The 11810-nt window shown below is 62.4% G+C and carries 9 protein-coding genes and 2 pseudogenes; 2 read left to right on the forward strand and 9 right to left on the reverse strand.

Going from position 1 to position 11810, the window contains the following annotated elements:
- Positions 1-221 (forward strand): annotated as a pseudogene (locus WBR57_RS24930) (IS4 family transposase); the annotation flags it as partial.
- Positions 222-345: 124 nt separating this feature from the next.
- Here WBR57_RS24930 and WBR57_RS24935 read toward each other — a convergent pair.
- The 3 genes from WBR57_RS24935 to WBR57_RS24945 are packed head-to-tail and all read right to left on the reverse strand — an operon-like array spanning position 346 to position 3981.
- Positions 346-1443: a DUF1513 domain-containing protein gene (locus WBR57_RS24935; protein WP_424087581.1), complete on the reverse strand. Its 1098-nt coding sequence runs from the start codon at positions 1441-1443 to the stop codon at positions 346-348.
- A 2-nt stretch (positions 1444-1445) separates the two neighbouring features.
- Positions 1446-2510, reverse strand: a complete 1065-nt coding sequence (locus tag WBR57_RS24940; RefSeq protein ID WP_424087583.1) for an imelysin family protein — start codon at positions 2508-2510, stop codon at positions 1446-1448.
- Between the two features lie 31 nt (positions 2511-2541).
- Complete coding sequence (locus WBR57_RS24945; protein WP_424087584.1) at positions 2542-3981, reverse strand: di-heme oxidoredictase family protein; 1440 nt, start codon at positions 3979-3981, stop codon at positions 2542-2544.
- Between the two features lie 140 nt (positions 3982-4121).
- Here WBR57_RS24945 and WBR57_RS24950 point away from each other — a divergent pair, with 140 nt between their 5' ends.
- Positions 4122-4685 (forward strand): NAD(P)H nitroreductase, encoded by a 564-nt coding sequence (locus WBR57_RS24950; protein ID WP_424087585.1) that lies wholly within the window; start codon positions 4122-4124, stop codon positions 4683-4685.
- Between the two features lie 121 nt (positions 4686-4806).
- On the opposite strand, the gene WBR57_RS24955 is transcribed toward WBR57_RS24950, so the two are convergent.
- From WBR57_RS24955 to WBR57_RS24980, 6 genes and pseudogenes are all read right to left on the reverse strand, one after another.
- Positions 4807-5562 carry a methyl-accepting chemotaxis protein gene (locus tag WBR57_RS24955; protein ID WP_424087591.1) on the reverse strand — a complete coding sequence of 252 codons (756 nt, stop codon included), beginning with the start codon at positions 5560-5562 and terminating at the stop codon, positions 4807-4809.
- A 102-nt stretch (positions 5563-5664) separates the two neighbouring features.
- Positions 5665-6999 (reverse strand): annotated as a pseudogene (locus tag WBR57_RS24960) (HAMP domain-containing protein); the annotation flags it as partial.
- Between the two features lie 85 nt (positions 7000-7084).
- Positions 7085-7486, reverse strand: a complete 402-nt coding sequence (locus WBR57_RS24965; RefSeq protein ID WP_424087586.1) for a YbaN family protein — start codon at positions 7484-7486, stop codon at positions 7085-7087.
- A gap of 167 nt (positions 7487-7653) precedes the next feature.
- Positions 7654-8262, reverse strand: a complete 609-nt coding sequence (locus WBR57_RS24970; RefSeq protein WP_424087587.1) for a biliverdin-producing heme oxygenase — start codon at positions 8260-8262, stop codon at positions 7654-7656.
- Between the two features lie 133 nt (positions 8263-8395).
- Positions 8396-10960 (reverse strand): TonB-dependent receptor, encoded by a 2565-nt coding sequence (locus WBR57_RS24975; RefSeq protein ID WP_424087588.1) that lies wholly within the window; start codon positions 10958-10960, stop codon positions 8396-8398.
- Positions 10961-11077: 117 nt separating this feature from the next.
- Positions 11078-11810, reverse strand: a 733-nt coding sequence (locus WBR57_RS24980; RefSeq protein ID WP_424087589.1) for a FecR family protein, incomplete at its 5' end; no start/stop codon positions are given.

Raw genomic sequence — 11810 nt, forward strand, 5'->3', positions numbered from 1 at the left:
TCGCTGTGCCAGCGGAAAACTTCCCAGTTGAACAGACTCCGCGAGGACTTGCAGAGCGGCTGTTGGGACTGGCGAGGTTAATCAAAGCGAAGCAAGTTTCCAAAAGCACCCGCGGCCCTAAAAAACCCAAACCCAAAGAGTGGTTGGAAGGCAAGGCGGCACGAGTTCATCTATCGACAGACAGAGTGCTCAAGGCTGCTAAATCGAATAAACAGCCTTAAACCAAGACCTTGAAAGGGATGACTCTTACAGCGGGTCACTTTTGGGCTCTTTTCAAAAGTGACTCGCCGTAAGGGCGAAACCAATATTCGCCATCACCCAAATAACGGATATACCCCCAACCCATCAAACCAAGTGCAAATGGTTATCCCAAAACCCCGCCGGCAACTCCAACGGCTTCGCCACTAAAGTGCTCTGACGGCAATCATAAAAGCGGCAACGCCCCTGACCCGAAGTCACCACAAACCCATCCGCCACCGCGCCCACGCCAGCACAGTCGGGCAGCGGCCCATCCAGGCGCAGTTCCGCGCTGTCCATATCCCAGATAAAAAACCGGTTCCCCCGTGGCGCCGTCAACGCCACCAGGCGCAATTCGCTGTGCACCGCGACACTGGCGGTGTAATGCCCCATCGCCTGCAACTGCTCATCCGCCACCGGAAACGCCACAAACGGCTGCCCTGGCCGCTTGATCGCCAGCAACTGCGACCGCTCCTGAGACGGCCCCATAAACTGCTGCCCCGTGAGGATCGTGCCATCACTGCCGATCCCCATGTGCCGCACGCTGTTCATCTGCTGCCCCAGGGTTTCCTTGCTGATCAGCGTACCGTCGCGACGCATCAACACCAGGCTCGGCTCCATGGCATTGAGGTTCATCTCCACCCGGCTCTCAGCCTCGGTGCGAATCCCGCCGTTGGCCACCACCAGGGTTTCACCGTCAGGCATCCATGACACCTGATGCGGGCCAATACCGTGGGTGGAAATCTCCCCACTGTGCACCAGCCGCTCACCCTCAAACCGGTAAACGCCTAGCAACCCACGGCCAGGGTCGGACGTGTCGTTCTCGGTGGCATACAGCCATTCACCGCTCTTGTGAATCACCGCATGCCCGTAGAAATGCCGATTGGCACTCGAGGTGATGGTTTGCAGCAGTGCGCCGTCACGCAGGTCGATGAGGTAACTCTCGGTGCCCGGGCGACGGGCGACGAACAGCGCAATCGGCAGCGTCGGGTGGTTGATGATGTCGTGGCAGCGCTGGCCGACCTGGGTGGCAAACACCGGCTTGCCATCCAGGCGATAGCCCACGGCGTAGTGCTTGCCGTCCGCATCATCGCGCGCCGACAGCAGCAGCGGGCCTTTGTCTTTACCTTTGAACAGCGTCCAGCCACCCAAGGTGAGCGCGCTGAGCAACACACTGCCAAACGCCAAAGCCTGTCGCCTGAGCATCATCAGTCACCGTCGTTGGCGTTAAAGCCCAGTTGGATGCCCAGCGCCTTGGCCAGTTCGCCTTCGTGCAGGCGGTGGACGACGTTGAGGCTGTCGTAGATATCGTTGAGTTGCTGGCGCCCGGCGTCCTCGTTCAACAGTTCGTTGAGGGTGCGCTGGTTGCTGGCAAACAGTTTCAGCGACGCGGCATACGCGGCGTCGATCTTGTCGGCCAATGGCTTCTGGTCTGAAGGCAGCAGGCCACGCAGGCCTTTGTTGTCGACGCCGACCCACACGGTCTGCGCCGCCGCGAGGCTGGCCTCGAGGCTCTGCAGGGACGACTGGCTGCGCCACGCATCGGCCTGGAATGGCTGCGGGATGCCCTTGGTCTGGCGGCCCATCGGCGTGCCGAGTTTTTTCTTCAAGGTGTCCAGGGCGGTCACTTGCACGCGCAGCAGATCTGCGATGGCTTCGTGGGAATCGGCGTAACGCTGGTTCGGAAACTTGGTCATCTGCGCGAGCATGCCGTCGGTGCTGTTCCAGCCCGTCAGAATCTCTTCGGCCAGGGCTTTCTGGCGCTCGCCAATGGCCACCAACAGCGGGCAATAACGGGCTTTCTGGGCTTCGTCGGCGACGTCGGTCTTGGCGTCGTAGAGGATGTATTCGTAGGCCGACAGGCCCTGCACCACGACGCTGGATTTGGCCAGAGCGGCGCCGTCGATCTGCGGTTGGGCGGTGACCAGTTGTTCAACCTGGCGGCCCACCAGGTTTTTCTTGTCCGGCCAGAACTGCACCTGCCACGCGCGGTTGCCCTCGGCCAGCGGGCCGATCAGCAGCGGTTGCAGCTCGGCCCAGGCCTTTTGCGCGTGCAGGAAGTCGGCGCGGGCGGTCTCCAGGCTTTCCTTGCCCTGGCAGTAGGCGAGGGCGCTGACGGCCAGTTGGCGGTCGGCTTCAACCCAGCGGCTGTAGGTCGGCAGGATCACCTGCTTGGCGATCGCCGCCGACGTCACGGCTTGCGGGTCCTGGGGCGAGCAAGCGCCGAGGGCGAGGGCGGCCAGGCTGGTGAACAACAACTTGGGACGGAACATGTCGAGCTCCCTTCTGTAATTGGGGCGAAGCTTATAAAGAATCCAGGAACGCCAGCAACGCAGCGCGCTGTTCGGCATTAAACGACAACACATGCTGCTGCGCCGCGTGTGCTTCACCGCCGTGCCACAGCACGGCTTCGAGCAGGTTCCGGGCGCGGCCATCATGCAAAAACTGGGTGTGGCCACTGACGGTCTGCGTCAGGCCAATGCCCCACAACGGCGCGGTTCGCCAGTCGCGGCCACCGGCTTTGAATTCGCTGCGATTGTCGGCCAGGCCGGGGCCCATGTCGTGCAACAGCAGGTCGCTGTAGGGGCGAATCACCTGGTTGGCCAGCTCAGGTTCGGCGGCATTCGCAGCGGTAGTGAACGTCGGCTTATGGCAGCCCTGGCAGCCGGCCTGGTAGAACAGGTTTTTGCCGGCCAGCACTTGCGGCGCGTCGACGCCGTGGCGAGCGGGCACAGCCAGGTTGCGTGTGTAGAACAGCACCAGGCGCAGGATGTTGTCGCTGACTTCCGGTTCGCCGTCGGGCCCATTGCCGTTGGGCGCCTGCTTGCAGGCGACTTGGGCATCGGTGCAGTCATCAAAAGGTCTCAGGGAGGTGGTGAGGCCCATATCACCAGAGAACGCGTGAACATTTTGTTGATTGAGGTTGGGTTGCCCGGCTTTCCAGCCGAAGCGTCCGAGCACGGTTTTTTGCTGGGCGTCATCCCAGACCCAGTTGGCGCGGCCGACGATGGCTTCCTTGTCGGCGGTCTTTGGGTCGGTGTTGCGCAGGACGTCGGCGTCGTTGACGGCTTCAAGCAAGCCCAGGCCGATCATCGGCGGGGCGATGCGCGCAGAAAAACGCGTATCGGGATGCATCGGACCGTAGCCGAGTTGGGTGATCTGCAGGTCGGGCTTGCGCAACTCGACCACGGTGCCGTCCTTGAAGGTCACGTTGACCGGTGTGTAGTCGACGCGCACCTTGCCTTCGGGCACGACGCCGGGCACGGCCATGTCCTGCAACTGCCCGCCGTAGACGGGCTCGGGCACTACACCGACCTGCTCGATAAGCCTGGCGTAGGACGGCTGCTCCTGGATAGACAGGGGAATGGAAAGGCGCACCAGCATCGACACCGCATTGGCGGCGTCGGGCAACGGTGGGTGCCCACGGCCATCTTTTATATGGCAGTTCTGGCAGGCGTTGGTGTTGAACAGCGGGCCCAGGCCATCCCGCGCGGTGGTGGTTGACGGCGCGATCACCCAGGGGCTGCGAAAGAAGCTGTTGCCGACACTGAAATCCAGACGGCGGGTCGGCGGCAGGTTGGCCGAGGGCAGGGAAAACGCGTTCTGGTCACGCTTGTTCACCGTCGTCGCGCCGCCGGCCCGCGCTTCACCAGGCTCGGCCTTGGTGAAGCGTGGGGCGTCATCGCAGGCAGCCAGGCTTAAAGCCAGCACCGCTGCGGACAGGCGAAAAAGCGAACGGAACATCGAGTTTCCTGAAGCGATGGGGAAAATTAGGCCGCAAAGTCTAACAGGGCGGGACGCAATGAATAAGAGCAATTATCGTTTGGTGGCTTCCCGATTCATTCCCGTTAGAATGACCGCACATTTTTTTCTGGAGGTGGCCAATGCAGGCTCTCGACGCTTTGCTCAACCGTGTTTCCGTGCCGCGCCTGCTGGAACCGGCACCGACCCAGGAGCAGCGTGATGTGCTGTTCGCCGCGGCCATGCGTGCGCCCGACCACGGCCAGCTGCGCCCTTGGCGTTTCCTGACGGTGGAAGGCGCCGCCCGCGAGCAGATGGGCACGCTGTTGGCAGAAGCGGCGCGCCTGCAGGACGCCGATGCGCCGCAAGCCGCCATCGACAAGGCCCAGAACGGCCCATTGCGTGCGCCGTTGGTGGTGGTGGTGATTGCGCGTCTGCAAGAACACTTCAAGGTGCCCAAGTCCGAGCAACTGCTGGCAGCCGCCTGCGCGGCCCACGGCATTCTGCTGGCGGCCTACGCCCAGGGGATTGGTGCGGTGTGGCGCACCGGCGAATTGTCCTACTCGGCCCACGTCGCCAAGGGCCTGGGGCTGACGGCGGATGAGGAAGTGATTGGCTTCCTCTACCTGGGCACCCCGCAGAACCCGCCGCGCACTGCGCCGAAGGAAGATGTGGCGGCGTTTGTTCAAGCCTGGCCTGGTGTTTAAGCCGCTATCGATCTGCTTTTTGTGGGAGCTGGCTTGCCTGCGATAGCGGTGGGTCAGCCATGGATATAGGAACTGACCCACCGCCATCGCGGGCAAGCCCGGCTCCCACAGGGATCTTCATTTACACCTTGAACTGATCCATCAACTTCATCTGCTGGCTGGCCAATGCATTGAGTTGGCTGCTGATGGCCGCCGACTCGGTGGCCTGGCCGGTGAGGGTTTCGGTCACGGTGCGAATCGCCGAGACATTGCGGTTGACCTCTTCGGCCACCGCGCTTTGCTGCTCGGCGGCGCTGGCGATTTGCAGGTTCATGTCGCTGATCACCGTCACCGCATCGCTGATCTTGCCCAGGGCTTGCACCGCTTGATGAATCTGCCCGGCATTGCTTTGTGCCTGGCTCTGGCTCGAGTGCATGGTCGCCACCACACCACGGGTGCCGCTCTGGATGCGCTCGATCACCACGCGGATTTCCTCCACCGAATCCTGGGTGCGCTTGGCCAGGTTGCGCACTTCGTCGGCCACCACCGCAAAACCGCGGCCGCTTTCGCCGGCGCGCGCAGCTTCGATGGCGGCGTTGAGCGCCAGCAGGTTGGTCTGCTCGGCAATGCTGCGGATCACCTCCAGCACTGAGCCGATCTGCTCGCTATTCACCGCCAGGGCTTCGACTTCGCCGACCGCCTTGCTGACTTCTTCGGCCAGGGTGGTGATGTCGCGAGTGCTTTGCTCAATGATCGACATGCCTTCACGCGCCGACTGATCAGCCCCGCGTGCCGCGCTGGCGGCATTCGAGGCGCTGTTGGCCACGTCGTGGGCGGTGGCGCTCATTTCGTTGGAGGCCGTGGCCACCTGGTCGATTTCGCGGAACTGCACCTGCATGCCTTCGCTGGTCTGGCGTGCGATGGCCGAAGACTGATCCGCCGTGCCGCGCGCCTCGGTGATGCTTTGCTTGATCTGCGCGATGGTCGGTTGCAGCTTGTCGAGGAAGCGGTTGAACCAGTTCACCAGTTCGCCCAGCTCATCTTTTTTGGCGTAGGCCAGGCGTTGGGTGAGGTCGCCGTCACCGCTGGCGATGTCCTTGAGCATCGCAGCCACGCTGTTGATCGGCCGTGTCACGCCGGTGGCGGTCAGCCAGATCAGCAGCAAGCCCAGCAGACCGGCAGCGACGGCCACCAGCAAGGCCTTGAGCGTACCGGCGGCTTGCGCCTTGTCGAGCACCGCTTGCAACTTGACGTTATCGGCCAGCATCACGTCTTTCGGCAGTTTGATCAACACGCCCCAGGACTTGGCATCGGCAATCGGCTTGACCGGGTACACGGCGCGAATGGTGTCGTCCTGTTCGCGGATCATGCGGTTGTCATTGGCCAGCAGTTGCACGATTTCCTTGCCCTCGGCGCCGAGGGTGTCGATCAGGTTCTTGCCGACACGGGCCGGCTCGCCACTGTAAGCGGCGATCAGGCCGGTGCTTGAGAGGATTTCCAGGTGCGCCGCACCGTTGAACAGGTCTTTCTGCGCCGCATCGGTGGTGGCTTGCAGGGCGTTGAGGGCGATGTCGACGCCGACCACGCCGATCACTTTGCCGTCCACGATCAGCGGCAGGGAGATGGTGGTCATCAGCACGGGTTTGCCGGCTACCGTGTCCTCATAGGGGTCGAGCAGGCAGGTGGCGCGGGTGTCGCGTGGGCAGGTGTACCAGATGTTGTAGGGCGTACCGCTGAGGTTGAGCGCGGTTTTGTTCAGGTCTTCCTCGACCATGATGGTGTTCAGGCCTTCGCCACCGGCACGGCTCCAGTAACTGGAGAAACGGCCTTTTTCGTTGGAAACGCGCGCTTTGTCATCGATGAATTCGCTGTCCTTGCCATCCAGGCCGTTGGGTTCGAACGACAGCCATATGCCCAGCACCTTGCTGTTGCGGTCGAACGCGGTTTTGAGGCTCCGGTTGAGCTCTTCGCGCAGGGCGCCGGGCTCCAGGCCGCGCTGGGTGGCCAGGCTACGCAGGTCCTTGACCTGGTCGGCCAGGGCATTCGCCGCCGTCAGCGTGTCGCCGAAGGTTTTCTGCAACTGCACGGCTTGCTCGGCAGCCTTGGCCTGCAGCAGTTGTTCGACGTTGGCGGTGAGCATGCGCGAGCTTGAATCGCTGACCAGTTCATCGTTCTGGTTGGTGTTGTAGATATTGATGCTGACCACCAGCGCGATCACCCCCAGCAGGCAAAGGCCGGACAGCAGCACGATTTTCAGGCGGATGGAGAGGGAGTTGAACATAGGCTTACTCACGAGGGGACTTGTAGGAAGGCACGCAGTGCAGGCCAAGTCCATTCAGCGCTATGTCTGAAACATCGGCGTAACAATTTATTTCATTAGGGGGAGGCGATGAGCGGTAGGAGAACCCCTACAGCCAACGCTACGCGGGCTCTGCGAGGCGTTCCGGGCGCGACCAGATCCACAGGTTGCCCAGGCCCATCCCGGCAATCGCCAGGTAAATCGGCCACCCATGGTCGAGCATCACCAGCATCAGGATGGCGCACAGCAGCATGCTTACGGTGGCGCTGACCTTGGCCCGGCGCGCGATAATCTTGCCGTTGCGCCAGTTGAACAGGATCGGCCCGAACAGCCGGTGGTTTTCCAGCCAGGCGCTGAGGCGTGGCGAACTTTTGGTAGCGGCCCAGGCGGCCAGCAGGATGAACTCGGTGGTCGGTAAACCCGGCACGACAATCGCCACCAACCCGATACCCAGGCTGACGTAGGCCAGCAGGCCGAAGAGGATCTGCGCGATTTTCGAGGTGGATTGGGTTTTGCCGGTCATGGTGGAGCTTTCTAATGGGGAGGTTTACACATTGCCCGCGTTGGAATGCGCTCGAATGTGGGAGCTGGCTTGCCTGCGATTGCATCGACTTGGTCCGACAGACAGACCGAGGTGGCTGCATCGCAGCCAAGCCAGCTCCCACATTGAATCGGTGTCTACCGGCAAAATTAAGCCAGTTCAGGGGCGCTAGCGTACGCCTGTTCGAGCAAAACGGTGAAGCGTACAAACGCGTCGATGGCGCCTTTTTCCACCGCAGCTTCTTCTTCGGCGCTGAATTCCAGGGCGTCCAGGGTGCGGGTGAAGCGCTTCCAGCCTTCGGCACGACCACCGGCCGGCTCACCCAGGTGGCGGGCACCGAAGGTCTCGCTCAGGCCCAGGCCTACGGCACGCTTGATCAGGAATGCAGCACCGAGCTTGGAGCCTTCGGACACGAACAGCCAGCCCAGGGCTTCGGCCTTGCTCGGGTTTTTCACTGCGCCGGCGACCGGTGCCGGCACGTCGGTGTCGAGGTCGCCCAGGTCCAGTCGGGCGGCTTCGGCGCGGCAGCGCTCGGCCAGGTCAGGCACGATCTTGATCAGTTCGGCATCGTTGTACAGGGCCACCAGCTCCGATTGGAACAGGTACTGCGCGACCACAAAGCGCGCGAAGTTGGCCTGGGTTTCAAACGGCGCGTGCGCCTTGACCAGCGCATCCAGCTTGGTGTGCGGTTCGTGGGTGATCTGGTTCAGGCGCTGGGAGCGCAGGCTTGCGCGTTCTGCGGTAGGGGAAGCGGTCATGAAAAAGTCCTTGAGAAGGGAAGCGCCTTGGTGCTCGAAAGAGAGCTGTTATCAACTAGACGAACAAGAAGACGCGCCACAGTAAAAAATCCTCACCTCGTCGCTGATAGTTCGACGAGGTGAGAGGGCGCGGTTAAATGTCCCAGATCACGTTGATCGCAAAGTTACGACCGGGCTGTGTCAGGCGGTCGAGGTTGGCCGGGCCGGTGACAGCGGCTTCGCCGACGCTGTCGTAGCTGCGCACGTCATCCCAGTTCCAGTACTTTTTGTCGGTGAGGTTGTAGAGCCCGCCGTTGATGGTCACGTCGTCTGTGACCTTGTAGAACGCCGTGAGGTCGACGACGCCGAAGCCTGGGGTCTTGAACGGGCCGTCGGTGCTGCCGTCGGGCGCGTGGAAGGTGGAGCTGTCGACGCGATCCTGCTTTTTCACCAGGGTCCAGCTGACCAGCGCACCGTATTGTTCTTGCTCATAACCCAGGCCAAACACGCCCTTGAGCGGGTTGACGCTATTGAGCGGTTCGCCGTTATCGTCATTGCGACCGTGGGTGTAGGAAATCGCTCCCTGGGTGTAGAGGCCTTGTGGCGCACCAAATGCATCCAGGTTCAGGCGGCCCTTGGCTTCCGCGCCCTTGATGGTGGCCCGCTTGATATTGATGGCCTGGAACTGCTCGACAGTACCACCGACCACCGCGTTGTCTTCGTCGATAAAGTCGCGGTATTTGTTATAGAACGCCGCGATCTCGAAGGAGCCTGCGTCGAAGTTGCCGCGAATACCGGTTTCCACGCCTTTGCTGGTTTCCGGTTTGAGGTCCGGGTTTGGCTCAACGGTGTAGCCGAGATTCAAGTTCTCGAAACGGCCGTACAGCGCCTTCGCGGACGGTGTGCGGAAACCTTCAGCGTACTGGCCGAACAGGGTGTAGTGATCGGTCAGGGCGTAGGTCAGGCCGAACTTGGGCGTGACGCGGTGCCAGGTTTTCTCCTTGTCGCTCACCGGGTCCGTACCCGTTGGGTTCACGGTATTGAGGAACTCCTGGGTCAGCTTGGGTTTGAGCTGGGTGTAGTCATAGCGTACGGCGGGCAGGAAGGTCCATTTGCCCCAGGCGATCTGATCCTGCGCGAACAGCGAGTAGGTGTTGATGGTCGGGTCCGGGAAGTCGCTGGACTTCTTCACACTGTCGCTGGCGCTCGGGCTGGGCGCGCCAATGGCGGTGCACCCGCTGCCGACCGCGACGCAAGTGGCGCTGCCTTCGCGCGAGCCGGTGACTTTCTGCTGTTTGAGGGTGGTGCCGTAGGTCACTTGGTGGTCGGTTTCACCGAGGCTGAACGCCTTGTCCAGCTGCGCATCGAACACCCACTGTTTTTCCTGGTAGAGCGTGTCGCGGGTACGCAACACACGACGGCCTGACTGATAGATTTCGGCCGTGGTCTGGTCGGTCTTGGCGATCTGGTAGTTGAGGCTGGTCTTGATGCGGTCGGCAATCGGCGATTCGAGCGCGAAGCTGTTTTCCAGGCCGAAGCGTTCACGGGTGATGGTGTCATTGCCGCGGCGGTCGCGGTAGAGGTTGAATCCCCGGCCGCCAACGAACGGGCCACCGACCGCGTTCTTCAGGTTGACGTCACGATCATCCTTGTATTTCTCATAGGTCAGGCCCAGGCGATTGTCGTCGCCATAGTTCCAGCCCAACTTGGCCAGGATATTGGTGGTGCGCGCCTCTTCCGGGTTGGCGCCGGTACGGGCCAGGCCGGTGGCGTTGTTGCCATTGTAGGATTCGGTCTCGTGGCCATTGCGCTGGCTCAGGTGCAGCAGGCCGTCGAAGTCCTGCACGCGGCCGGCGACGGTGCCGGAGGTCAGCCAGCTTTCGTCAGCCGAGCTGTAGCCGGTCTTCAGGCGGGCGCCGACGTCCTGGCCGGGCTTGATGATGTCATCCGGGTCGAGGGTGAAGTAACTCACCGCGCCGCCGATGGCGCTGCTGCCGTACAAGGCCGAGGCCGGGCCGCGCAGGATCTCCACGCGCTTGACGATTTCCGGGTCGACGTAGTTGCGACGGGTCTTGGCGTAGGGGCCGTTGAAGAAGTTGTCCGGCACTTCCACGCCGTCCACCTGCGTGAGGATGCGGTCGCCATCGATGCCGCGAATGTTGAAACCGGCATTGCCGGCACGGGTGCCGGCGCCGCCCACCGAGACCCCAGGCTCGTAGCGCACCAGTTCGCGGATGTTGTTGACGTTCTGGCGGTCCAGCTCCTCGCGCGCATGCACGCTGACGGTGCTGGGTACGCTGTTGACGTCCTGCTCGTTGCGCGTGGCGCTGATGGTCACCTGTTGCAGGTTGAGGGTGGCGCCCGCCGCGCGCTTTTCCAGGACGATGTTGTTATTGCCCAGTTTGCGGTAGCCCAGGTTGGTCCCCACCAACAGCCGGTCCAGGGCTTTTTCCGGCGACAGCGGGCCGCGCACGCCCGGCGACGACACGCCCTGGCCGAGTTCCGCCGGCAGGCCGACTTGCCAGCCGGTGACGGCGGTGAAGGCGTTCAAGGCCGAGACCAGCGGCTGTTGCTCGATGCTGAAATTGTAGTTGCCGTGGCTGCGTGGGGCCGGTTCGGCGGCGCTGGCGGACAGGGTCGGCACGCCAGTCAGCAGGATGGCCGCGGTCAATAGGGACAAGACGGGCGAAGAGGGCCGGCGGTTGAAACGAGAGGACATCGAGAGCGCTCCGAAAGGTACGAATCTTATAGTTGCGAACTGGACCAAATAGGAATCAGTTGCATTGGCTAAGACGAGACGTACCGCCGAGGGCTATCGAGTAAAAATAATTCTCATTTAGTTCAAGATGACCAGCGCGGGGTATTCCGACAGCTTGGCCGAGGTGATGTGTGCCAGGGAGCGCACCACATCCAGCGGTTGGTCGAGGCGGTAATTGCCGGTCACCGCCACGCTGGCGAGCTGGTCGTTGGTGTTGACGATCCAGCCAGGGTAATAGCGCCGCAGCTCGGCGAGCACTTCGCTCATCGGGCAGTTTTCGAAGATCAGCCGGCCCTGCACCCAGGCCAGGTCCTTGGTGGCATCGAGCTTGGCGGGTTGGCCAAAACCCTTGGGCCCGATGCGGATGCTTTCACCGGCACGCAGGCGCACGCGTGCATCGTCGAAGGTGTTGCTCAGGTCCACGTCACCGCGCTGCACTTGCACCTGGGCTTCGCCGTCGAGGTAACGCACGGCGAAGGCGGTATCGCGCACGCTGGCGCGCACCGGGCCGGCGTCGATCTCCAGGGGCAGGCCGTGGCTGGGCACGATGTCGAAGAAGGCTTCGCCCTGATACAGACGGGCGATGCGCTGATGGTCCTTGATACTGCTGGAAAACGCCGAGTTGGTGTTCAGCAGCACCTTGGAGCCGTCGTCCAGTTGCAGGCGCTGGCGCTCGCCCACCACGGTGAGGTGGTCGGCTTGCAGGCGCACCGGCAAGTTGCTGAAGCTGAACAGGCCGATCAACAGCACGGCGGCGGTGGCCAGCGGTTTCCAGTGCGGGCGGATGCGGCGTAAAAGGCTGGGCTTGCGC

Origin of the sequence: Pseudomonas sp. (assembly GCF_049590575.1) — a bacterium.
GTDB lineage: Bacteria > Pseudomonadota > Gammaproteobacteria > Pseudomonadales > Pseudomonadaceae > Aquipseudomonas.